We start from the raw sequence: 21,644 nt of genomic DNA on the forward strand, positions 1-21,644 counted from the left end.
TTCGGATGTTCGATCGCCTGCTGCGGATCGGCGCGACTGCCGCTCATAGAGTGCTGGCTGCGGGATGGTTCTTCCGACGCCCGCGCACGTTCGGCGCGCATGCCGTTGCGCTGACGCCGGCAGGCCGGATCGTCCTCGTCAGGTTGCGCTATGCGCCCGGCTGGCGAGTGCCTGGCGGTGGGCGAAGTGCCGGCGAGCCGGCGATCGAGGCGGCGCTGCGCGAACTGAATGAAGAGATTGGGATGACATCGCATGGCGAAGCGAAACTCGCGTGCGAGCTGGAAGAGTCCGTTAACTTCAAGCGCGACCTGGCCTCGCTAGTGGTCGTGCGCGACGTCGAATACCGACCGAAACGCTGGAGCTGGGAGGTCGAGAAGGTGTGCGAGGCACCTCTCGACGATCTGCCCACCGACATTTCGCCGCAAACCGCGCGCTGGCTGAGAACCGTCGCGCCGCTTCTCTGACCCGCCCCTTGGCGAATCGGGCGAACCTTGGCATGGGCCGATATGGCTCTCCACAACGACTCTCCCGACATTCCGCTTGGCCTGACGTTCGATGACGTCCTGCTACAGCCGCTCGAATCTTCGGTCCTGCCCAGCCAGGCCGACACGCGCACCCAGCTGACCCGCGAAATCCCGCTCAATATCCCATTGCTGTCCTCGGCGATGGACACGGTCACCGAAGCCGACATGGCGATCGCGCTGGCCCAGCTCGGCGGCATCGGTGTCCTGCACCGCAACCTGTCCGTAGAAGAGCAGGCAGCCGCCGTCCGCGCGGTGAAGCGCTTCGAAAGCGGCATGGTCGTCAATCCGATCACGATGGCGCCGGATCAGACGCTCGCCGACGCGCTGGAGCTGATGAAGGCCAATCGCATCAGCGGCATTCCGATCGTCGAAAGGTCGGGCAAGCTCTGCGGCATTCTGACCAATCGCGACGTCCGCTTCGCCGAAAACCTGAAGCAGCCCGTTTCTGAGCTGATGACGCGCGAGAACCTCGCGGTCGTGGGTCTCGGCACGAGCGAAGAAGTGGCTCGCCGCATCCTCCACCAGCGGCGCATCGAAAAGCTGCTCGTCGTGGACGACCGCGATCACCTCGTCGGTTTGATCACTGTGAAGGACATCGAGAAGTCTGTCGCAGCGCCGAACGCTACCAAGGACGCCGAAGGACGGCTTCGCGTCGCTGCGGCGACGACTGTGGGCGATGCCGGCTTTGCCCGCTCCGAGGCTTTGGTGGAGGCCGGCTGCGATTGCATCGTCATCGACACCGCCCACGGCCACAACCAGGACGTCGGCAAGGCCGTCGAACGGGTAAAGAGCCTGTCCAACTCCATCCAGATCGTCGCAGGCAACATCGCGACCGCCGATGCGGCGAAGGCACTGATCGACGCCGGCGCTGACGCGGTGAAGGTTGGCATCGGTCCGGGTTCGATCTGCACAACCCGTATCGTCGCCGGCGTCGGCGTCCCGCAGCTCACAGCGATCATGAACGCTGCCAAGGCAGCGAACGGCGTCCCGGTTATCGCCGACGGCGGCATCCGAACCAGCGGAGACATCGCCAAGGCGCTGGCCGCAGGCGCGTCGAGCGTGATGGTGGGTTCGCTTCTGGCCGGAACCGAAGAAGCACCGGGCGAGACGTTCCTGTACCAAGGCCGCGCCTACAAGAGCTATCGCGGCATGGGCTCCGTCGGAGCGATGGCTCGCGGGTCGGCCGACCGCTATTTCCAGCAGGACATCAAGGATCAGCTCAAGCTCGTGCCCGAAGGCATCGAGGGGCAGGTACCGTACAAGGGCCCCGTCCGCGAGATCGTCCACCAGCTCGTCGGCGGCGTGAAGGCGGCGATGGGCTACACCGGATCGAAGACGATTTCCGAGCTCCAGAAACGCGCCCAGTTCGTTCGCATCACCAATGCGGGCCTGTCGGAAAGCCATGTGCATGACGTCGCGATCACGCGCGAGGCGCCGAATTATCCGACGCGCTAGGCCATGACTCCGGCCGCACGGCTCCAGGCGGCGATCGAGATCCTGGACGAGGTCATCGTATCAGCTCGTGACGACGGGGCGCCGGCGGACACGATCGTCACGCGCTATTTCAAGACACGGCGGTACGCGGGGTCGAAGGATCGTCGCGCGGTGCGGGAGCTTGTATTTCGAGCCATCCGTGCCGTCGCCCAGCGGCCATCAAGCGGACGTGCCGCCGTTCTCGCGCTCGCGGAGGACGATCCTTCGCTGAATGACCTCTTCGGCGAGCCCCGCGGTCCGGAGCCGTTGGTCGACGGCGAGGAAGTCTCCGAGAGGGGCGTGGTGCCCGAATGGCTGGGCGCCGAACTTTCGCCTCTCGTCGAGCCCGATGAATGGCGAGCGATGCTCGAAAGGGCGCCACTCGACTTGCGCGTGAACATCGCTCGCGCCAGCCGCGAAGACGTTCTCGGAGAATTCGAGGGAGCAGAACCGACGCCGCTCAGCCCATGGGGCATCCGCCTGGCGGCGGACACGCGGATCGACGAGCATGCCGCCTTCGCTCGTGGGCTTGTGGAGGTACAGGACGAGGGCAGCCAACTGATCGCGCTCGCGTGCGACGCGAAGGGCGGTGAGCGCATTCTCGACCTTTGCGCCGGAGCAGGCGGCAAATCGCTGGCGCTAGCCGCTGCGGCTCCGTCAGCGGCGATCCTCGCGACCGACAGCAATCGCGCCAGACTCTCCAAGCTAGGGCCGCGCGCGGAGCGAGCGCAGGCCGCCATCGAGGTGCGGCTCTTGAACCCGCCGAATGAGCTTCAGGAGCTGTCCGACTGGCGCGGGCAGGCGGACGTGGTGCTCGTGGACGCGCCTTGCTCCGGAAGCGGTACCTGGCGCCGCAATCCGGAGGGCCGCTGGCGGCTCACTCCCGAGCGGCTGGACCGTGTCGTTGGGGTGCAGAAGCGACTGCTCGAAATGGCGGCGGAGATGGTCAAGCCTGGCGGGCGCCTTGTTTATGCGGTTTGCTCGCTGCTGTCCCGGGAGGGGGCAGGCCAGATACAGGGCTTTCTCGATGGCCATTCATCGTGGATTGTGGAGGAAACGCCTATCGCCGCCGGGCGTTTGGACGGTGCAGGGCGCCTGCTCACACCGGGACATGACGCTACTGACGGCTTTTTCGTCGCGCGGCTGGTTCGCTTTTGTTAGAACCGCCGGGCCAGGAGAAGAGAATGCGCCTTTTGTCGTCCGTTTTGATTGCCGGTGCCTCGGTCGCGTTGGTGGCTTCCGCCGCCGTCGGTCAGCGACCGGACGATCAGATCCTTCCGCGTTCCATGGAACTGTTGAAGGTCGGTGAAGGGCATCTCGCCGCCGGCCGTTTTGCCGAGGCGGATGGCGCTCTCGAGACGGCGCTGGCGGTCGATCCCCGCAACCGGGCGGCTTACAATGCGCTGGCGAAGGTCGCTCAGCGCGAGAAGCTTTACGGGCAGGCGATCCGCTACACCAAGAAGTCGCTAATCCTCGAGCCAAACGACAAGGACGCGATCGCCATTCAGGGCGAGGCGATGGTCGAGATGGGTGCCGTGGCGCGTGCCAAGGAAAACTTGGCCAAGTTGCAGAAGCTGTGCCCGGGCGCTTGTCCGCAGGTCGCCGAACTCTCTGCGGCAATCTCGCGCGGTCCGACCGTGGCGTCGGCCAAGGCGCCTGAGGTTCCCAAGAAGAATTGACGCTAGCGGCGGGCGGAAAGCTCGCGCGCAACTTCCACGAATTCGGCGACGCTCACCGTCTCCGCGCGACGCGTGGGGTCGATCCCGTGCTTTTCGAGCGCCTCCAGAGCGCCGGGAACGTCCTTCACGCTCGAGCGCAGCATCTTCCGGCGCTGCCCGAACGCGGCCTCGGTTAGCCGCTCCAGCACCGCGGGCGTGACGCTGGCCGGCATTTCCCGCGGAACGATGTGCACAACCGCCGACATAACCTTGGGTGGAGGCGTGAAGGCGGAACGATGCACGTTCATCGCAATCCGCGCCTCAGCGCGCCATTGGGCAAGCACGGAGAGGCGCCCGTAGTCTTTGCTCCCGGGCTTCGCCACGATGCGATCGGCGACCTCGCGCTGGAACATCAGGGTGGCCGAACGCCACCAGGGCAGCCACGGACCGCTCAGCCACCGCAGGAGCAGGGCCGTACCGACGTTGTAGGGGAGGTTGGAGACGATGTGCGCTCCTGCACCGACGGCCGCTTGCTCGTCGATGGACAATGCATCGGCTTCGAGCACCTGAAGCTTCGTCGGGAATAGCGCTTCGAGCTCGGCCAGTGCGGGCAGGCAACGCCGGTCGCGCTCGACCGCGACGACATTCGCCCCCGCCGCAAGCAGCCCGTGCGTGAGACCTCCGGGGCCCGGCCCGACTTCATAGACCCGCTGACCGTTCAGGTCCCCCGGCACCGCCGCAATGCGCGCCAGCAGGTGCCGATCGAGGATGAAGTTCTGTCCAAGGGCCTTGCTCGCTTGCAACCCATGGCGGGAAATGACGGCGCGGAGCGGTTCGAACTCGGCTTCTGGCGTCACTCCGCCACTTCCCGGTTCGCCGCGCAAATCGCGGCCATGCGGATTGCCGCTGCCAACGGGCGAGGATCGGCGCGATCCTGGCCGGCGATGTCGAATGCCGTGCCATGGTCAGGCGCGGTGCGGATGATCGGCAGGCCGAGGGTCACATTGACCCCATCCTCGAAGTGCAGCGCCTTCACCGGGATGAGCGCCTGGTCGTGGTACATGCAGAGCGCCGCGTCGTAACGAGCGCGTGCCGCCGCGTGGAACATGGTGTCGGCGGGGTGGGGGCCGGTGACTCGCCAGCCTTCGGCGCGCAGGGCAGCAATCGCTGGCTCGATGATCTCCACCTCCTCGCGGCCGAGCATGCCTCCTTCACCCGCATGCGGATTTAGCCCCGAAATGGCGAGAACGGGATTCGCGATCCCGAAATTCCTTTGAAGTCCGCGTAGCGTCGTGCGGCCCCGAGCCTCGATGAGCCCAGGCGACAGGCGCTGCGCGACATCGGCCAACGGTAGATGCGTCGTGACGGGCACGGTGCGAAGCGTTGGTCCTGCGAGCATCATTGCCACGTTGCCGCTACCCACACCGCAGCGCTCCGCAACGAATTCGGTCTGGCCGGGATGGCTGAACCCGATGGAGTAGAGCTGCTCTTTCGACACGGGACCGGTGACGACCGCCGCGGCCGATCCGGAGCGTGTCAGTCCGACCGCGATCTCCAGCGAATCCAGCGAGCAATGCGCGCCGTGGACGCTCGGCTGGCCCGGAGCGTCGGCGCTCGCGGCGGCAATCTGGATGACCGGCAGGGCGTGATCGAAGACTGCGTCTGCCTGACGCGGATCTTCGACGATCTCGATGGGTCCGTCCCAGACGTTCGTGATCGAGCGCGGGTCGCCGATCGCGACGAAGGCAGGGAGGTTAAACCCGTCGCGCCCGTCCCAGCACTTTGCCACGACTTCCGGGCCGATACCCGCGGGGTCTCCCAGGGAGACGGCCAGTGGACCGAAGGGAGCGTGAGCCATCGGCCGACGCCTATACGGGTTCCGAGATTAACGGAACTCGATCACCGCATCGCGGCGAAGGTCGCGCAGGTAGCGGCGGGCGCGAGTGTTCACTCGCTCCTCGCTGATCTGGTTGTAGACCTGGTCGAAGGTCGGAGCGCTCGCGTCGGCTTCGTCGCGACCGCAGATCACCAGGGTGCGAACGCCTTCCTCGATCGATCCGAACGGACGAGTCGCCTGACCGACCTGCAGCGGGAGCATGATCTCCTGGAGCGCCGGCGGCAGGTCGCGCAGACGGATCTGATCGCTCTGGACGACCTCGCCGTTGAACTCCGCGGCGATCTTGTCGGCACCGCCGCAGCCGCCCACGTTACGCGCCGCTTCCGCGAACTTGGCGACACGAGCTTCGGCCTGCGGGCGAGTGGTTCCCGCCGGGAAGGTGATCGACACCTGCTTTAGGCTCAGGACCGCATTGCGCGGATCCGCGCCGAGGATCTTGCGCGAGTCGAGGACCGCGATGATCGAGACGCCGCCCGGAACCGGGATCGGAGCGCTGACCTGCCCGGTGTTCATCTGGCGCAGCACGTTCGACAGCTGGTCGGGAAGCTGCTCGGGCCGGACCCAACCGAGGTCGCCGCCGACGGCAGCGGTAGACGCTTCCGAATATTGCCGCGCGTATCCCGCGAACGAAGCACCTTGCCGGAGCTGCTCGATGATCTTGCCGGCGTTGGCCATCGCCTGCTGCATCGTGGCAGGGCTAGCAGACAGGAAGATCTCGCCGACCTTATATTCCTGCGTACCCTTCGCTGCGTTCAGCCGCTCGAGAACGGCCTTCACTTCTTCGTCGCCGACGTTGACCGAGCTCTCGATCTTCTGCTGCTGCAGGCGCCGCCACGCGATCTCGCCCTGGATCTGCCGGCGAAGGCTGCGCACCGAGGAATTGTTGTTCTTGAGATAGTCGCCGAGCTGCGCCGAGTTCATCTTTACGTTGCCCGCGACACGCTCGAGCGTGCGGTCGATATCCTTATCGGTGACCTTGATCTCCGCCGCTTTGGCCGCCTGGATCTGGAGGCTTTCGTCGATCAGGTTACGGAGGACCTGCTGGCGCAGTGCCTCCATCTGATCGGTCGGCAGCTTGCCGTCGTTTGCGATCGCCAGAAGCGCAAGCCGCTGGTCGACGTCGGTCTGCGTAATCACTTCACCGTTGACGATGGCGGTGGCCTTCACGACCGAAGGCATGGCCGCGCCGAAGATCTGAGGGTTTTCCGGAAGACGAAGAGCGCTCGTGCTGTTCGGCTGAGCAGGGCCGGCGTCGGCTGCATTCTGTGCCGCAGCGGTGGTGGCGACGGCCAGCGCAAATGCTGCCGCGGCATACCGTGCACGCACCGGAAAGAAGTCGAATGCTGCTGACACGTGCGAAATTCCCTCGTTGTTCCAGTCGAATAGGCGCGGGAGAGCGTTTAACCCCGCCCGCTGAACGCAGGCTTAGCGGCCGAGTCCCTTCAGGGATATCCTGAACGAGAAAGTACTGCCCTCCGAGAACCCGCCAAAGCGCTCATAGTCCCGGCGCCACGACACGCCAAGAGCAATGCAATCGTCTTCATAATCGATGCCGAGGCGCTGGCGTACGGGATCGAATCCGTCTGACAGCGCCAATGGATCTTCGCCCTTGCCGGTAAGATCGAGGACCGTTGCGCCGAATACCGACCAGTGGCGCGCGAACTTGATACGCGCCGCGGCGCGGAGCTCTTCCTTGTCCCGCAAGTCCTCGACGGCTTCGTCAATGTCGCGATTGAGCCTCAGATAGCCGATCTGGAAATAGGTTTGCTCGCTGCCGACGGTCAGGTCGAGCTCGTTGCGGCGGAAGGCGAGATTGTCCTTGTCGAGCCGGAACCTGTGCGTGACGTCGATGAAACGGCCGTAGCGGACGCGGGTTCGTCCGACGATGTCCGAGGTCCGGCCGGCAAGGCCCGTTCCCTCGGGAAAGATGCCTTCCTTGTTGGTCAGCCGGTAGCTCTGACCGATCGTAGTCATGATCGACAGCATCGGCCGCTCGTAAGACCAGTCGACGCCGTAGGTGACGCGGGATCCGTCTTCCCAACGGTCGTACCCCGGGAAGCGGTTGAGAGCGAAGAGATTGCTGTCCTCGAGGTCGACGGATCGGGCGTCCTCGTTCGGGATGTCGAGATTCTTCGTCGGCGGCGTGAGGACGACCTGCACACGGGGCGTCAGCTTTTGCACGCCTCCGAAGAGAGGGCCGATGAAGGGCCAGCGAACATCCGCCGCCAGCGCCGCGATCCCGCGGCCATGCCAGCCATCTGTGCCGCGGTAGAGGGGCACAAGCGTGCTCTCGGCATCATCGGTGTGGTACACGTCGCCCCGGACGTAGCCGGTGAAGGTCACTTCCTGACCCCAGTTGGTCAGCCGCCGGATGTCCCATTTGGCGCTGGCGAAGGCGCGTTGCGTGTCCTGTCCCTCGATCCTGAGGATCGACAGGCTGTTGGCCTGAAGCTCGATCTTTCCGCCGAGGACGGGGGGATCGATGAGGAAGCGGGCGTCGATCGCTGGAAGCGCGATCGGAATGCGCTTCTGCACGTCGTCCACGCGGAGGCCCTGGAAGGCCCAGCCGGCAATGCTGATGTAGCTGTTGGGGCTGATCCGCTCTGCGTTGATGAAGCTCCGCAGCTGATCGTCGTGTGTGATGTCGTAGCGCCGAGCGAACGTCTTGTCGGTCACGAAGCGGAAGGAGCCGGTGACGCTCCACAGCGGGTCGAGCTGGTACTTGCCGTTCCCTTCGAAGTAGGCGCGGATACCCTTCTTTTCCGATTCCTCGATCTCGCCGAGCTCGGTCAGCTTCTCGATGCGGCCGTAGGTGACGAAGCCGCCGAGCTGGAATGCACCAAGGCTGTTGAGCTCGCGATACTTGGCTTCGATCGCGGGGAAGGCCGACGTGTAGACGTGCGGCGTGATGGTGATGTCGCGGTTCGGCCCGAGCCGGTGATAGTAGGGAACCGCGAGCTCCAGGCCCTTCTTGTGAGAGATGCTGAAGTCCGGGACGAGCCACCCGCTGACTCCGCCGCCTCCGGATCCGGTCGCGATGCTGAAGATGGGCAGCAGCGGCAGGGTGACGCCGAAGATCTGCATCCGCCCGCCCTGGAAGCGGACGCGCTCGCCGTCGGGATCGTAGATCACCTTCGCGGCCGTGATCGACCAGCTGGGATTGCGCGGGCAGCCGGTCGGTGTCGTGACGGGGCATGCCGAATAGATTGCGTTGTCGAGAACCGCCAGGTCGCCCGTCCGGCGGCCCTTGGTCGCAGCGATCCGGCCGCCGCTCTCGAGCACGACCAGGAGGTTATCCATCGTGCCTTCCTTGAGCGTGTCGGTCAGGACGACATTCTCGCCGATAAGCTTGTCGCCCTGCGGGGTCATCACGACGACGTTGCCGGTCGCGAGCACTTGCCCGGTGCCGCGATTCCAGGTGACCTGGTCGGCAGCGAGGTAATTGCCGTCGCGCGACATGCGCACCATGCCCGACGCGACGACGACGTCCTTGTCGCTGTCGTAGGTGACCTGGTCCGAGCTGAACTCGATCAGCTGGTCGGCTTCAGGCGGAGCCTGTGTCGAAGGAGCTGGGGCGGGAGGAGCGGGGCTGACCGTGTCTTGCACTTGCGCGGCCGCGGCGGCGGGCATCAGCGCAATGGGAAGCGCCGCACAGCAAAGTAATGATCTACGCAAACCCCTGTCCCGCAGCTTCCGGTGATCCCAGCCTGCGTGCCTATTGGCACCTCAGCCATTCCTTCACAATCCGCGTTCGCGCGGAGGCTTTGCCAATGCGGCAGGGCGGCCCTAAGAGCCCGTTCAATTCCTTTTAGTTCCAGGATTGTTTCTCGATGCAGATTCGCTTTGCCGACACCCGCCCCGCCGGAGACTTCGCACTCGTCCTTCCGGTCGCCGGAAAGAACCGCAGCGCGCTCGAAGCGCTTGGCGACAGCCGGACCCAGGCGGAATCTGCTTTGAACCGCCAGCGCTTTGACGGCGATGCGGGCAGCGCGGCTGAGCTGTTCGTTCCCGCTGAGAGCGGCGTCCGGCGCGTCCTGGTCGTCGGCACGGGCGAGGGATCGAGCGAAGACGCGGCCGAGAAGCTCGGCGGAACTCTCGTGGCCCGCCTGTTGGTCTCTGGCGAGACGCATGCCGTCCTCGACGTCAGTGGTCTCAACTACGAGGGCGACGCGGCGGCTCGAGCGGCCCTGGCCGCCGCGCTGCGGTCCTGGCGCTACGACCGCTACCGGACGAAGCTGAAGGACAAGCAGAAGCCGACGCTCAAGGAACTGACGATCGTCGGCGCGGGGGCTGGAGCCTCGGATCGCTGGGAGCAGCGCTGGAAGCCCGTGTTCGAGGGCGTGAGCGTCACCCGCGAACTGGTCACCGAGCCGGCGAACATCATCTACCCCGAAACCTTCGTGGAGCGCACGCAAGCCGCCGTTTCCGGCCTCGGCCTGGAGGTCGACGTTCTCGACGGCGAGGCGATGCGCAAGCTCGGCATGGGTGCGCTGCTCGGCGTCGCACAGGGCTCCGTACGTGACCCGCGCCTTCTGGTGCTGCGCTGGAACGGCGACGCACAGGGCGAAGCGCCCATCGCTTTCGTCGGCAAAGGTGTGACGTTCGACACCGGCGGCATCTCGATCAAGCCGGCCGCGGGCATGGAGGCCATGAAGTGGGACATGGGCGGCGCCGGCGCTGTCGTCGGAGCGATGGTTGCGTTGGCGAAGCGCAAGGCGAAGGCGAACATCGTCGCAGTCTGCGGGCTCGTCGAGAATATGCCCGACGGCAACGCCCAACGCCCGGGCGACGTCGTCACCAGCATGTCGGGCCAGACGATCGAGGTCATCAACACGGACGCCGAGGGTCGTCTAGTGCTCGCCGACGCGATCACCTGGGTTCAGCGCAACTATCACCCCAAGCTCATCATCGATCTCGCTACGCTGACCGGCGCCATCGTCATCAGCCTCGGCCATGAATACGGCGGTCTGTTCACGCCGGACGACGAGCTTGCGGCCCAGATTCTCGACGCAGGCCAGGCCTCGGGAGACAAGATGTGGCGCCAGCCGATGGCTGATGCGTTCGACAAGCTGATCGATTCCCCGATCGCCGACATGAAGAACGTCGGTCCGCGCGAGGGCGGCTCGATCACGGCGGCTCAATTCATCCAGCGCTTCGTCGAGAACGGAACGCGCTGGGCGCATCTCGACATCGCCGGGATGGTCTGGTCGGACAAGCCGAACAACACGTATGACAAGGGCGCCACCGGCTTCGGCGTGAGGCTGCTCGACCGCTTCGTCGAGACGTCGGTGGAGCCGCGCTGACAGCTGGATGCAGGTCGACTTCTACCAGCTGGGACGCACACCGCTTGAGCAGGTCATCGCGACCATTTCGCAAAGGCTGCTGGCCGAAGACAAACGCCTGCTGATCGTCGCGAGCGATGAGGGCCTGCGCGGGCGGCTTGACCGGATGTTGTGGGATAACGGCCCGACCAGCTTTCTCCCGCATGGTCTCGCCGGCGGAAGCGACGACACGCGCCAGCCCATCCTCCTCGCCAGTGAGGCCGACGCGCCCAATCTCGCGCGCAACATCCTGATCGCCGACGGGGAGTGGAGGGACGTCGCACTGACGTTCGACCGCGCATTCTTCCTGTTCGATGCATCGACACTCGAAGGCGCGCGACTCGCATGGAAGCTTCTGGCCGGGCGGGAAGGGGTCGAGCGCCGCTACTGGGCGCAGGACGAGCGAGGAAAGTGGGTCCAGAAGAGCTGACCCTTGCCCCGGCTGCTGCGCACCGCTAGGCGCTGCCGCCAATCCATTCACCCCAAGCTACGGAGATCGCACGGCCATGGCCGCTACGCGCACCTTTTCGATCATCAAGCCCGACGCCACCCGCCGCAACCTGACGGGCGCGATCACCAAGAAGCTGGAGGACGCCGGCCTGCGGGTCGTCGCTTCGAAGCGCATCCGCATGACCCGCGACCAGGCGGAAGGCTTCTACGGCGTTCACCGCGAGCGTCCATTCTTCAACGACCTCTGCACGTTCATGACCTCGGGCCCGGTCGTGGTTCAGGTCCTCGAGGGTGAGAACGCCGTCCTCCGCAACCGCGAAGTGATGGGCGCGACCAATCCGGCGCAGGCCGACGAGGGCACGATCCGCAAGGAATTCGCGGAATCGATCGAGGCGAACTCGGTTCACGGCTCGGACAGCGACGAGAACGCGCAGATCGAGATCGACTTCTTCTTCAAGCCGGAAGAAATCGTCGGTTAAGGCTTTAAAGGATCGGGCTCAGCATCGCGACGCTGTTCTGCCACAGGCGGGCCGCGATGCTGAACCGGTCGATATCCACCTGAGTCACCGGGTCGGAATCGGCGATATATTCGTCCTGGCGGGCCCGGATGGCCGCGGCAAAATCCTCGTCCGCGAACAGGATGTTGTTCTCGAAATTCAGCTCAAAGCTCCGCCGGTCGAGGTTGGCGGACCCGATTAGACCGATCTTGCGGTCGGCGACCATCGTCTTCGCGTGGAGCAACCCGCAACGATATTCCAACAGGTTCACGCCCGCGTGGACCAGATCCTCGTAATAGCTTCGGCTGGTGGCCTGCACAACGCGGCTATCGTTACGCTGCGGCAAGACGAGGACGGTCCGCACTCCCCGGCGGGCCGCCGCCAGCAGGGCGAACAGCACCTGCTCGTCCGGGACGAAATAGGGCGTCGTAACGACCAACTCCTCGCGCGCCGAATGAATGAACTCGGAGAAGCAGGAGGGCATGGCGTCGTAACGGACCGTTGGACCGGTTCCGATGACTTGCGCCGTGATCTTTCCGCCGACGGGTGCCGTAGTGGGCGCTGACAGCAAGCCGCTGATGTCGTCCCCGCCATCGCCCATCCAGTCGGACACGAACAGATACTGGCAGTGCCGCGCGACGGGCCCGCGCCAGCGGCTCATGACGTCGACCCAAGGTGCGTAGTGCGGCTTGATGCGGAACTCGGGGTCCGCGACGTTCTGGCTTCCGCACCAGGCGATCATATTGTCGATGATCAGCATCTTGCGATGGTTGCGCAGGTCCACGCGACCGCGAATGAAGGTCCAGAAGGGATTCCCGACCGGCAGAGCGACGCGGAAATCCCCGCCGCTTGCCACCAGCTCGCGCCAGTTCTTGGACCGGATGAATTTCCTTGAGCCCAGCGCGTCGGCGAGGGCCCGCACCTTCACACCTCGCTCAGCGGCGCGGATCAGCGCATCGCGGACCAGGCAGCCGTTGCAGTCGTCCAGCCAGATGTAAGCCAGCAGGTGAACGGTCTCTTTGGCGGCATCGATATCCTGGACCATCTCCCGGATAGCCACGTTGCTGTCGGCGGCCAAAGTCGCTTCGTTCGCGCTGGTCGGAGCAAGGCCGTTGATGCTTTCCGAAAGCGCGAACGGAGCCCGATAGAATCCGGCGTCGATCTCACGCGCCCTGGGGTCGCCGCCCGGCGGACGGTGCAGAGCAGCCTCGATGGCTCGCCCTTTCTCCCGCCGGCCCAGGCTGATCCTGACCTCGCCCAGCAGAAGATAGGCGACGAGACCGACTACAGGGGCAACGATGATGACGACAGCCCAGGCAAGGCGAGAGGCCGGCTCCCGATGCGGGCGAAGGATCGCGCGAATCAGAACGGCGATCTCGGCCAGCGTCAGCAGCCCGGCGAGGATCATCTGGAGGGGCTGCATGACAGTCAGTGCCGCATATCGCGGCCCGTCTGTCCAGCCCCTCTAGCCGCGCGTCAGCCCGGTGAAGCGCAGTGAGCGGCCGCCGAACAGGCCTCCGCCTTCCCATTTGTAGGCGATGACGTAGGAGCCGCTGGCGGACTTGTCGGTGCCCCCGTCCAGATATTTCGCGTCGATGCGCACGCGGACCCTGTTGACGCCTTTGCCGTCCGCCGCCTTGTCCCCAAGGGCACGCTCGAAGTCGCTGGCGCTCATTTCGCCGCTGCTGCCGACATCGACCACCGAATTGCTCCCGATGATGACGTTCAGGGACTGGAGCGCGTGGTCGGAATTGGCCGGCGCGATTTCGAGCGATTTCCCCTCGTCCTGTACCTTTCCGCGCAGGGCGAGCGGGACAGTCTGCCGCTCCTCGACGATCTTGGTCGGGCCGGAGGGCTTGTCGCCGTCTTTCCAGCTGATCCAGACCCCCACGGCGGAGACGACCAGCGCGGAAATTGCGATGGACTCGCCCAACGTGACCCAGCGCAGCCGCGACTTCCGCTTTTCTTCGGCGCTTTGTGATTCGCTCATCGACCGCCTGCTTCCAGCAACCTTCGCGGCGCCGCAAGCTCCCAGCTTTCGGCGATGCGATCCGCGACATGGTCCCAGTCGACCTTGTCGCCTGCGAGGTTGATCGAGACCCAGCCCGATGAATGGAAATAGGCCGGCTTCGAATAGGTTTCGGGGTCGCTTTCAAGCAGCATGGCCTGCTCGTCGAGGCCGCTGGTGCGCACGCAGACGACGGTCTTCCCGTCGCCGTGATGATTGTCCCGGAACTGAGCGAATTGCTTGCCGGCGACGAAGAAAGTCGGCTGTCCGTGGGACACTCGCTCCTCCGTCTCGGGCAGCTCGAGCGCAGCTTGGCGGATTCGGTCCAGGACTTCGATCATCGCCTCACGAACTCGCTCAGGATTCGGGAGTAAAGCTCATGTTCGGCGGCCAGGATGCGCTGCTCCAGGCTGGTGGGCGTGTCGCCGGCCTCGATCGGGACCTCGACTTGGCCGAGGATAGCGCCGGCATCCAGCTCTTCCGTGACGACATGGACGGAGCAGCCGCTCATCGTGTCTCCCGCCTCGATCGCCCGCGCATGGGTGTCCAGGCCCTTGTATTTCGGGAGAAGGGACGGGTGGATATTGACGATGCGGCCTTCCCACTCGGCGATGAACCAGGGCGTGAGGATGCGCATGAAGCCTGCGAGCGCGATCGTGCCGACGCCATGGTCTTTCAGTGCCGCGCTGAGCGTCCGGTCGAAGAGGAGCCTGTCGACGCCTTTGCTGTCCCAGGTCCAGGTCGGGATCCCCGCCGCGCGGGCACAGTCGATCCCCGCGGCCTGAGGCTTGTTGGACGCGACCAGGACGACTTCGTAGCCGCTTGCCTTCTCGATGAGCGCCTGCATGTTGCTGCCGCGCCCGGAGATGAGCACGGCAACGCGCCGCGGATCAGGCATTATGGGTCGCGGTCCAGCTGCCTTCAGGACCGTTCACCGTGCAGCCGCGAGGTCCGGCCTCGATGCCTCCGATGCGCGAGACCGTTTCCCCTGCGCCTTCGAGCGCCGTGGCAACTTCGCGGGCGAGCGCTTCGGAAACCACGACGACCATGCCAAACCCGCAGTTGAAGGTGCGCACCATCTCCGACGGTTCTATGCCGCCGCCTTCCCGAAGCAGCTCGAACAGCGCCGGGAATGCGCCTTCGATTTCTACGACCGCGTGGCAGTCTTGCGGCAGAACCCTCGGAATATTCTCGAGAAGTCCACCACCTGTGATGTGCGCCAGGCCCTTCACTTTGCGCTGCTGCACGAGCGGCAGGAGCGAGCGGACATAGATTCGCGTGGGCTCGAGAAGCAGATCGGCGAGCGAGCGTCCGCCAGCCCAGGGATAACGCTCTTCGAGCTTCCAGCCGCGCTCGGCGATGATGCGACGGACTAGCGAGAAGCCGTTGCTGTGCACGCCCGAGCTCGCGAGCCCAAGAATGACGTCCCCGGGGGCGATGTCCGCTCCGGTCAGCACCTTGTCCCGATTTACGGCTCCGACGCAGAACCCGGCGAGGTCGTAGTCGCCGGCCGAGTACATGCCCGGCATCTCGGCTGTCTCTCCGCCAATCAACGCGCAGCCGGCCTGGCGGCAGCCTTCGGCAATGGAGGCGACGACTTCCGCGGCTACCGCATTGTCGAGCTTCCCGGTCGCGTAATAATCGAGGAAGAACAGGGGCTCGGCGCCCTGCACGATCAGATCGTTGGCACACATTGCGACGAGGTCCACGCCCACGCCATCATGTTTGCCGGCCTCGATTGCGAGCTTGAGCTTGGTTCCGACCCCGTCATTGGCCGCGACCAGCAGCGGATTGTCGTATCCCGCCGCCTTCAAATCGAAGAATCCGCCGAATCCGCCGAGTTCGACGTCCGCGCCGGGTCGAGAGGTCGATCTCGCGATCGGTCCGATCGTCTTCACGAGCGCATTTCCGGCGTCGATGGACACTCCGGCGTCGGCGTAGGTGAGCGGCTTTTGAGACATCCCGAAGGCGCCTACCGAGAAGCTGCTTGGATTTCCACGCCGTTGTCGCCAAAAGCGTGCGCGAATGCTGCGACGCCCCTTCGTTTCCCTCCTGATCCTGCTGTTTGTCGCCGTCGGCCTTTCCGGCGTCGTCTACGCGCAGCTGGAGACGGGCGACCGAGGTATTGCGCCCGTCGACAGCTCAGGAACGCTCGAAGTCACCGGCATTCACGTCGATGTGACGAGCAAGGATGCGCAGTCCGCTCGCTACGACGGCTGGCGCATCGCGCAGCGGCAGGGCTTCAAAGCCCTGTGGGCCAAGACTCACAATCGGCCCCAGGCGGAAGCACCGACGGTTCCGGACTCGACACTCGACGGACTGGTCGCCTCGATCGTGGTCGATCGCGAGCAGATCGGACCGAACCGCTATATTGCCGACCTCGGCATCCTGTTCGATCGCGCCCGCTCCGCCGAGCTGCTCGGCATGACCGGGCAAGTGAGGCGCTCGGTGCCAATGCTGCTGATTCCGGTCTTCCTGACAGCCGGGACCGACACCACGGTGGAGTTGCGCAATCCGTGGCAGCGCGCATGGGCGGAATTCAGGACGTCACAGAGCCCGATCGATTATGTGCGCGTCACCGGAACCGGCATCGACCCGCTGCTCGTGAATGCGGCCCAGGTCGATCGTCCGGGACGCGGTTGGTGGCGCAACGTCATCGACCTGTACGGCGCGGCGGATATCCTGGTCGCGCAGGTGCAGTTCCACCGCCTCTATCCGGGCGGCCCGGCCTACGCGCGCTTCATCGGGTTCCACGGACCCGATCATCAGCCGATCGGTACATTCACAATCAGCGGCCCGGCAGGCGTGAGCTCCCTTGCGATCATGCGGGCCGGCGTGCAGCGAATGGACCGCCTGTTCGCGGATGCCCTCGCGGCGGGACAGCTCGTGCGCGATCCGAGCCTCAATATCCCTGAGCCACCGCCTCCGCCGGAGGAAGTGATCGAGGTGGCTCCGGTTCAGCAGGCGCGGCCGTGGACGTATCAGGTCCAGATCGTCTCGCCCGAAGTGAACATCTATAATTTCGCCATGGCGCATCTTCGGACGACTGCCGGCGTGGAACAGGTCGTGCCCGTCGCGATCAATCCGGGCGGCGTGAGCTACGTGAACGTCACCTACCGTGGCGACCTGTCGAATCTTCGTTCGGCGCTCGCGGCGCGCGGCTGGAGCGTCGAGCAGAATGGGTTCGTGCTGCGAATGACTTCGAGCGGGAAGGCGCCCCCGCCGATTGCGCCGCCTCCGCAACCTCAGCCGGCCCCACCGCCGCAGCCGCAGGGGACGACTCCCCCTCAACCCCAGGGGCGCCCGCAATGAAGCGCCCCGCGGACCAGATCGCGCTCCCGCTCGACTGGCCGCAGACGGAAGACGAATCGCGGTTCATCGTCTCCGACGCAAACCGGGAGGCCTTCGAACATTTCCGCCGGCTGAGCATGTGGCCGGTCAAGGTGACGATCCTTACCGGCCCGCGCCGCTCGGGTCGGACCTTGCTCGCCCGAACCTTCGTCGAACGCGTCGGCGGCCGCCTGATCGATCAAGCCGACCGGCGCGACGAGGAAGAGGTGTTCCACGCTTGGAACGAGGCTCAGGACAGCGGGCTGCCACTGGTCCTCGTGGCCGACGAGGCGCCACCAGCCTGGTCCCCCAAGCTGCCGGATCTGCGGACGCGGCTTGCGATCACGCCCGTCGCCTCGATCAGCCCGCCCGACGACGCCTTGTTCATGGCGCTGATGCAGTTGCTGTTCGCCGATCGCGGCCTGCACGTGGCGCCCGAGGCCTTGCGCTTCATGGGCGAGCGGCTCAACCGCGAATATTGGACGGCGGAGAGGGCGGTCGAGGAAGTCGACCGTTACGCGATTGCGGAGCGGGCGCGCGTGACTCTGCCGACGATCCGGCGCGCTCTTTCGGCTTCCAAGATGATTGGTGACGCGGCCTAGCCGCAGTTCACGCGTTCGATCTTGTTATTCGCGTCGACCGCTATGTTCACCCGGTCGGAGCGGAACTCCATCGTTACGGCCATCCCGGGCTTGAGCCAGCGCAGCGACTTCGCGCCCGACTTCGCAAGTACCTCCTTGCCGACTTCGGGCGTGCCGTCGCGGCCGACGAACCCGTCGAGCCCGTCGCTCTTGCACTCATAGCCGGGCGTTTCGCCATGCGCGGGAGGGGTGGGTTCTTCAGCTGCCACGGTGCTGCAGGCTGCAGCCAGCAGCGGTGCAAAGGCAATCCCGCTACGCAACGGCCGCCTCCTGCACCACACGGCTCATCTTGAGCTTCCCGTTCTCGATCGCAAAGGCGAGGCGGCCCTCGACGAGGTCGAGCGCGTCGCTGCCGAATTCCTCGAATCGCCAGCCCTGAAGAATGCGCAGGTCCTTCCGGACGCCGGCGGCCAGCGCTTCCAAGTCGTCGGAGCGCGCGATCAGGCGCGGTGCGACGCCGGCTTCCTTCGCGCGGATCTTGAGGAGCAGCTTGAGAAGGTCGGCGACCAGCGCGCCCTCCTTGGTCAGACCCGGGCGACGCGGTTCACGGTCAGGCATCTCGTCCGGCTCCAGCGGCTTGGCGGCATTGATCGCGGCGATCAGGCGCGCGCCGATGTCGTTGGTACGCCAGCCGGCGGACAGGCCGCGGACGTTTCCGAGATCCTCCTGGGACTTCGGCGGGTGTGCCGTGAGCTCGCCGAGCGTGTCGTCCTTCACGATTCGCCCGCGCGGGATGTTCTTCGCGCGCGCTTCCGTCTCGCGCCATGCGGCCAGTGCCTTGAGGCGGCCGAGGACCTGTGGGTTCCGGCTCGGCAGCTTCAGTCGCTTCCACGCGTCCTCGGGAGGGAAGGCGAAGCTCGACGGATCGGCCAGCCGCTCCATCTCTTCGTCCAGCCAGCCGCCGCGGCCCGTCTTCTTGAGGCGCTGCAGCAGCTTGGGAAAAACGGTCGCGAGGTGCGTCACGTCGGCGATCGCATAGTCGATCTGACGCTTGTCGAGCGGCCGGCGGCTCCAGTCGGTGAAGCGCGCGCCCTTGTCGATGCTGTGGCCGAGCATCGATTCGATCAGGTTCGAGTATCCGACCTGCTCGCCGTGGCCGAGCGCCATCGCAGCGATCTGCGTGTCGAAGAGCGGGTGAGGGACCTTGCTGCTGAGGTTGTGGATGATCTCGAGGTCCTGGCCGCCGGCGTGAAAGACCTTCAGCACGTCCTCATTGTCGACGAGGAGCGAGAGGAGCGGGGACAGGTCGAGGTCCGCCTTCGGATCGATCGCGGCAGCCTCTTCGGAGCTGGCGATCTGGATCAGGCACAGGTCTGGCCAATAAGTGTTTTCGCGCATGAACTCGGTGTCCACGGCGACGAACGGCTGCTTGGAGAGACGGTCGACAAGGGGAACCAGGTCTTCGGACTTGGTGATCAGAGGGTGTATTCGCATGATTCTGCGGCGGCATTAGCGACCTGTCCTCGGGTTGACAAAAGCCTTTCAGCCAGTGAGTGCCGCCCCGCATTCCGCACATCGCTAATCGGCAGACCCATGCACCCTTATCGCACCCATAACTGTGGCCAGCTCCGCGCTTCCGACGTTGGCCAGACCGTCCGCATTTCTGGGTGGGTCCATCGCCGCCGCGATCACGGCCATCTGCTCTTCGTCGACCTCAGGGATCACTACGGCATCACGCAGATCGTGGCGGACAGCGAATCTCCGGCGTTCAAGACTCTCGACCGCCTTCGCGTCGAGTCCGTGGTGACGGTGGAAGGCCAGGTGGTTGCGCGGTCCCCGGAGACTGTGAATCCGAACCTTCCCACCGGTGAAATTGAAGTGCGCGCTGTGAATGTCTCGGTGCAGTCGGCTGCGGCGGAACTGCCCATGCCGGTGTTCGGCGAGCAGGACTATCCGGAGGAAATCCGCCTCAAGTACCGCTACCTCGATCTGCGCAGGGAGCAGGTGCACGCGAACATCATGCTGCGGTCGTCGGTGATCAGCTCGATCCGTCGCCGGATGATCGATCAGGGCTTCACCGAGTTCCAGACGCCGATCCTGACCGCCAGCTCGCCGGAAGGCGCGCGCGACTATCTCGTTCCGAGCCGCGTCCACCCGGGCAAGTTCTACGCGCTCCCGCAGGCCCCGCAGATGTTCAAGCAGCTGATCATGGTCGCCGGCTTCGACCGTTACTTCCAGATCGCGCCCTGTTTCCGCGACGAGGACGCGCGCGCCGACCGTTCCCCGGGCGAGTTCTACCAGCTCGACTTCGAGATGAGCTTCGTGACCCAGGACGACGTGTTCAACGCGATCGAGCCGGTGCTTTCAGGCGTATTCGAGCAGTTCGCTAACGGTCGCACCGTTACTCCGGCGGGCGAATATCCGCGCATCCCGTATCGCGAGGCCATCCTGAAGTACGGCAGCGACAAGCCGGACCTCCGCAATCCCCTCCTCATCACCGACGTGTCCGAGCACTTCAAGGGCTCCGGATTCGGGCTGTTTGCAGGCCTCGTCGAGAAGGGCGCGGTAGTTCGCGCCGTCCCGGCTCCGGGCACTGCCGAGAAGAGCCGCAAGTTCTTCGACGACATGAACGAGTGGGCGCGGAGCGAAGGCTTCGCCGGCCTCGGCTATGCCACCCGCAAGGGCGGCGAGTGGGGCGGCCCGATTGCCAAGAACCATGGCGAAGAGGGCATGAACCGCATCGCCGAGGTTATGGGCCTTGGTCCTGACGACGGCATCTTCTTCGCGGCCGGGAACGAAGACGAGGCGGCCAAGCTCGCGGGCCTCGCTCGCACGCGGGTTGGCGAGCAACTCGACCTGATCGAGAAGGGCGCCTTCCGCTTCTGCTGGATCGTCGACTTCCCGATGTTCGAACACAACGAAGAGCAGAAGAAGATCGACTTCTCGCACAACCCTTTCTCGATGCCGCAGGGTGAGCTCGAGGCGCTAGAGACGAAGGACCCGCTCGATATCCTCGCTTGGCAGTACGACATCGTCTGCAACGGCGTGGAGCTGAGTTCCGGCGCGATCCGGAACCACCGTCCGGACATCATGTACAAAGCGTTCGAGATCGCCGGTTATTCGAAGGAAGAGGTCGACACGAACTTCGCGGGCATGATCAACGCCTTCAAGTTCGGCGCACCGCCGCACGGCGGCTCGGCGCCCGGCATCGACCGCATCGTAATGCTTCTGGCCGACGAGCCGAACATCCGCGAGGTCATCCTCTTCCCGATGAATCAGAAGGCGGAAGACCTGATGATGAACGCTCCGGCCGAGGTCATGCCGAAGCAGCTCAAGGAGCTTCACATCCGGATCGTCGACGTCCCGAAGACCGACAAGCCGGCGCCGTCAGTCCTGGAGAAGCAGGAAGGCTGAGGCCTACTGCAGGCCCGGCCTGGGCATTGCATTGAGCGTTTGAGCGAGCGCTGCCGCGTCTTGCGAAGTGCGGCATGCGACGAAGATCGTGTCATCTCCGCAGATCGTGCCGACGATTTCGGCGCGCGGAGCCTCGTCGAGCGCAACGCCCACGAGGTGCGCCGACCCCGGCGGCGTCTTCATCACGACGAGATTCGCAGCAACGTCGATCGATCGAACCCAGTCTCGGATGACCGAGACCAGGCGGGACGGTGATGCGGTGGTTCCGACCTGATCGGGCAGCGCATAAGTGATGTGCCCGTCGCGACGGACTTTGAAGGCACCGAGTTGCTCCAGGTCACGCGAAACCGTGGCCTGAGTGACGGCGAAGCCGAGGCTGGCAAGACGCTCTGCAACCTCTTCCTGACTCGCGAGCTCTTCCGTTCGGATGAGTTCCGCGACCGCGCGCTGACGCCGTTCCTTCAATTCGCTCATGCAATACTTATGCACAA

General features: G+C 65.1%; 22 protein-coding genes. 10 read left to right on the forward strand and 12 right to left on the reverse strand.

Annotated features, from left to right (window positions below; all coding sequences use genetic code 11):
• The first annotated feature begins 5 nt into the window (after positions 1-5).
• Genes LZ016_RS03795 through LZ016_RS03810 form a run of 4 tightly spaced genes read left to right on the forward strand, consistent with a single transcriptional unit; the run spans position 6 to position 3,676 of the window.
• Positions 6-464, forward strand: a complete 459-nt coding sequence (locus tag LZ016_RS03795; RefSeq protein WP_241445943.1) for an NUDIX domain-containing protein — start codon at positions 6-8, stop codon at positions 462-464.
• A gap of 42 nt (positions 465-506) precedes the next feature.
• Positions 507-1,979 (forward strand): IMP dehydrogenase, encoded by a 1,473-nt coding sequence (guaB, locus tag LZ016_RS03800; RefSeq protein WP_241447447.1) that lies wholly within the window; start codon positions 507-509, stop codon positions 1,977-1,979.
• Between the two features lie 3 nt (positions 1,980-1,982).
• On the forward strand, positions 1,983-3,158 hold the full coding sequence (locus LZ016_RS03805) for an RsmB/NOP family class I SAM-dependent RNA methyltransferase (protein WP_241445944.1): 1,176 nt from the start codon (positions 1,983-1,985) through the stop codon (positions 3,156-3,158).
• 23 nt (positions 3,159-3,181) lie between these two features.
• A complete protein-coding gene (locus tag LZ016_RS03810; protein WP_241445946.1) occupies positions 3,182-3,676 on the forward strand; it encodes a tetratricopeptide repeat protein in 495 nt (164 codons plus the stop codon).
• A 2-nt stretch (positions 3,677-3,678) separates the two neighbouring features.
• On the opposite strand, the gene rsmA is transcribed toward LZ016_RS03810, so the two are convergent.
• From rsmA to LZ016_RS03830, 4 genes are all read right to left on the reverse strand, one after another.
• Positions 3,679-4,512 (reverse strand): 16S rRNA (adenine(1518)-N(6)/adenine(1519)-N(6))-dimethyltransferase RsmA, encoded by an 834-nt coding sequence (gene rsmA, locus LZ016_RS03815; RefSeq protein ID WP_241445948.1) that lies wholly within the window; start codon positions 4,510-4,512, stop codon positions 3,679-3,681.
• The gene (gene pdxA / locus LZ016_RS03820; protein WP_241445950.1) at positions 4,509-5,513 is read right to left on the reverse strand and encodes a 4-hydroxythreonine-4-phosphate dehydrogenase PdxA; all 1,005 of its coding nucleotides are present in this window, start codon (positions 5,511-5,513) and stop codon (positions 4,509-4,511) included. The genes rsmA and pdxA overlap by 4 nt, the downstream gene beginning before the upstream one ends.
• Before the next feature lie 27 nt (positions 5,514-5,540).
• Positions 5,541-6,905 carry a peptidylprolyl isomerase gene (locus LZ016_RS03825; protein WP_241445952.1) on the reverse strand — a complete coding sequence of 455 codons (1,365 nt, stop codon included), beginning with the start codon at positions 6,903-6,905 and terminating at the stop codon, positions 5,541-5,543.
• Between the two features lie 72 nt (positions 6,906-6,977).
• On the reverse strand, positions 6,978-9,158 hold the full coding sequence (locus LZ016_RS03830; RefSeq protein WP_241445954.1) for an LPS-assembly protein LptD: 2,181 nt from the start codon (positions 9,156-9,158) through the stop codon (positions 6,978-6,980).
• A 224-nt stretch (positions 9,159-9,382) separates the two neighbouring features.
• On the opposite strand from LZ016_RS03830, the gene LZ016_RS03835 reads away from it, so the two are divergent.
• The 3 genes from LZ016_RS03835 to ndk all read left to right on the forward strand — a co-directional run bounded on the left by LZ016_RS03835 (position 9,383) and on the right by ndk (position 11,802).
• Entirely contained in the window at positions 9,383-10,855 is a 1,473-nt protein-coding gene (locus LZ016_RS03835; RefSeq protein ID WP_241445956.1) for a leucyl aminopeptidase, read from the forward strand.
• A 7-nt stretch (positions 10,856-10,862) separates the two neighbouring features.
• Positions 10,863-11,303, forward strand: coding sequence for a DNA polymerase III subunit chi (locus LZ016_RS03840; RefSeq protein WP_241445958.1), 441 nt, complete (start codon positions 10,863-10,865; stop codon positions 11,301-11,303).
• 76 nt (positions 11,304-11,379) lie between these two features.
• Positions 11,380-11,802, forward strand: coding sequence for a nucleoside-diphosphate kinase (ndk, locus tag LZ016_RS03845; protein WP_241445960.1), 423 nt, complete (start codon positions 11,380-11,382; stop codon positions 11,800-11,802).
• Between the two features lie 4 nt (positions 11,803-11,806).
• Here the strand turns inward: ndk and cls are convergent, their stop codons facing one another.
• The 5 genes from cls to purM are packed head-to-tail and all read right to left on the reverse strand — an operon-like array spanning position 11,807 to position 15,789.
• On the reverse strand, positions 11,807-13,243 hold the full coding sequence (gene cls, locus LZ016_RS03850; RefSeq protein ID WP_241445962.1) for a cardiolipin synthase: 1,437 nt from the start codon (positions 13,241-13,243) through the stop codon (positions 11,807-11,809).
• 42 nt (positions 13,244-13,285) lie between these two features.
• Positions 13,286-13,810, reverse strand: coding sequence for a hypothetical protein (locus LZ016_RS03855; protein ID WP_241445964.1), 525 nt, complete (start codon positions 13,808-13,810; stop codon positions 13,286-13,288).
• Entirely contained in the window at positions 13,807-14,169 is a 363-nt protein-coding gene (locus tag LZ016_RS03860; RefSeq protein ID WP_241445966.1) for an MmcQ/YjbR family DNA-binding protein, read from the reverse strand. The genes LZ016_RS03855 and LZ016_RS03860 overlap by 4 nt, the downstream gene beginning before the upstream one ends.
• A complete protein-coding gene (gene purN / locus LZ016_RS03865) occupies positions 14,166-14,726 on the reverse strand; it encodes a phosphoribosylglycinamide formyltransferase (protein WP_241445968.1) in 561 nt (186 codons plus the stop codon). The genes LZ016_RS03860 and purN overlap by 4 nt, the downstream gene beginning before the upstream one ends.
• Positions 14,719-15,789, reverse strand: a complete 1,071-nt coding sequence (gene purM / locus LZ016_RS03870; protein ID WP_241445969.1) for a phosphoribosylformylglycinamidine cyclo-ligase — start codon at positions 15,787-15,789, stop codon at positions 14,719-14,721. Before purM ends, purN begins: the two co-directional genes overlap by 8 nt.
• 64 nt (positions 15,790-15,853) lie before the next feature.
• On the opposite strand from purM, the gene LZ016_RS03875 reads away from it, so the two are divergent.
• Complete coding sequence (locus LZ016_RS03875; RefSeq protein ID WP_241445970.1) at positions 15,854-17,140, forward strand: heavy-metal-associated domain-containing protein; 1,287 nt, start codon at positions 15,854-15,856, stop codon at positions 17,138-17,140.
• Complete coding sequence (locus LZ016_RS03880; protein WP_241445973.1) at positions 17,137-17,760, forward strand: P-loop NTPase family protein; 624 nt, start codon at positions 17,137-17,139, stop codon at positions 17,758-17,760. The genes LZ016_RS03875 and LZ016_RS03880 overlap by 4 nt, the downstream gene beginning before the upstream one ends.
• Here LZ016_RS03880 and LZ016_RS03885 read toward each other — a convergent pair.
• Both LZ016_RS03885 and rnd read right to left on the reverse strand, forming a co-directional pair.
• Entirely contained in the window at positions 17,757-18,059 is a 303-nt protein-coding gene (locus tag LZ016_RS03885) for an I78 family peptidase inhibitor (RefSeq protein ID WP_241445974.1), read from the reverse strand. The genes LZ016_RS03880 and LZ016_RS03885 overlap by 4 nt on opposite strands.
• On the reverse strand, positions 18,052-19,233 hold the full coding sequence (gene rnd / locus LZ016_RS03890) for a ribonuclease D (RefSeq protein WP_241445975.1): 1,182 nt from the start codon (positions 19,231-19,233) through the stop codon (positions 18,052-18,054). Before rnd ends, LZ016_RS03885 begins: the two co-directional genes overlap by 8 nt.
• A 99-nt stretch (positions 19,234-19,332) precedes the next feature.
• Here rnd and aspS point away from each other — a divergent pair, with 99 nt between their 5' ends.
• On the forward strand, positions 19,333-21,153 hold the full coding sequence (gene aspS / locus LZ016_RS03895) for an aspartate--tRNA ligase (protein ID WP_241445977.1): 1,821 nt from the start codon (positions 19,333-19,335) through the stop codon (positions 21,151-21,153).
• Positions 21,154-21,156: 3 nt separating this feature from the next.
• Here the strand turns inward: aspS and argR are convergent, their stop codons facing one another.
• Complete coding sequence (argR, locus tag LZ016_RS03900) at positions 21,157-21,627, reverse strand: arginine repressor (RefSeq protein WP_241445979.1); 471 nt, start codon at positions 21,625-21,627, stop codon at positions 21,157-21,159.
• Positions 21,628-21,644: the final 17 nt, after the last annotated feature.

The sequence above is a fragment of the Sphingomonas telluris genome (assembly GCF_022568775.1).
GTDB classification, from domain to species: domain Bacteria; phylum Pseudomonadota; class Alphaproteobacteria; order Sphingomonadales; family Sphingomonadaceae; genus Sphingomicrobium; species Sphingomicrobium telluris.

What these genes read in the sequence shown, in the direction of transcription:
- LZ016_RS03795 (WP_241445943.1), top strand. Translation starts at nt 6, where the DNA reads ATGTTCGATCGCCTGCTGCGGATCGGCGCGACTGCCGCTCATAGAGTG.
- guaB (WP_241447447.1), top strand. Translation starts at nt 507, where the DNA reads ATGGCTCTCCACAACGACTCTCCCGACATTCCGCTTGGCCTGACGTTC.
- LZ016_RS03805 (WP_241445944.1), top strand. Translation starts at nt 1,983, where the DNA reads ATGACTCCGGCCGCACGGCTCCAGGCGGCGATCGAGATCCTGGACGAG.
- LZ016_RS03810 (WP_241445946.1), top strand. Translation starts at nt 3,182, where the DNA reads ATGCGCCTTTTGTCGTCCGTTTTGATTGCCGGTGCCTCGGTCGCGTTG.
- pdxA (WP_241445950.1), bottom strand. Translation starts at nt 5,513, where the DNA reads ATGGCTCACGCTCCCTTCGGTCCACTGGCCGTCTCCCTGGGAGACCCC.
- LZ016_RS03835 (WP_241445956.1), top strand. Translation starts at nt 9,383, where the DNA reads ATGCAGATTCGCTTTGCCGACACCCGCCCCGCCGGAGACTTCGCACTC.
- LZ016_RS03840 (WP_241445958.1), top strand. Translation starts at nt 10,863, where the DNA reads ATGCAGGTCGACTTCTACCAGCTGGGACGCACACCGCTTGAGCAGGTC.
- ndk (WP_241445960.1), top strand. Translation starts at nt 11,380, where the DNA reads ATGGCCGCTACGCGCACCTTTTCGATCATCAAGCCCGACGCCACCCGC.
- cls (WP_241445962.1), bottom strand. Translation starts at nt 13,243, where the DNA reads ATGCAGCCCCTCCAGATGATCCTCGCCGGGCTGCTGACGCTGGCCGAG.
- LZ016_RS03855 (WP_241445964.1), bottom strand. Translation starts at nt 13,810, where the DNA reads ATGAGCGAATCACAAAGCGCCGAAGAAAAGCGGAAGTCGCGGCTGCGC.
- LZ016_RS03860 (WP_241445966.1), bottom strand. Translation starts at nt 14,169, where the DNA reads ATGATCGAAGTCCTGGACCGAATCCGCCAAGCTGCGCTCGAGCTGCCC.
- purN (WP_241445968.1), bottom strand. Translation starts at nt 14,726, where the DNA reads ATGCCTGATCCGCGGCGCGTTGCCGTGCTCATCTCCGGGCGCGGCAGC.
- purM (WP_241445969.1), bottom strand. Translation starts at nt 15,789, where the DNA reads ATGTCTCAAAAGCCGCTCACCTACGCCGACGCCGGAGTGTCCATCGAC.
- LZ016_RS03875 (WP_241445970.1), top strand. Translation starts at nt 15,854, where the DNA reads ATGCTGCGACGCCCCTTCGTTTCCCTCCTGATCCTGCTGTTTGTCGCC.
- LZ016_RS03880 (WP_241445973.1), top strand. Translation starts at nt 17,137, where the DNA reads ATGAAGCGCCCCGCGGACCAGATCGCGCTCCCGCTCGACTGGCCGCAG.
- rnd (WP_241445975.1), bottom strand. Translation starts at nt 19,233, where the DNA reads ATGCGAATACACCCTCTGATCACCAAGTCCGAAGACCTGGTTCCCCTT.
- aspS (WP_241445977.1), top strand. Translation starts at nt 19,333, where the DNA reads ATGCACCCTTATCGCACCCATAACTGTGGCCAGCTCCGCGCTTCCGAC.
- argR (WP_241445979.1), bottom strand. Translation starts at nt 21,627, where the DNA reads ATGAGCGAATTGAAGGAACGGCGTCAGCGCGCGGTCGCGGAACTCATC.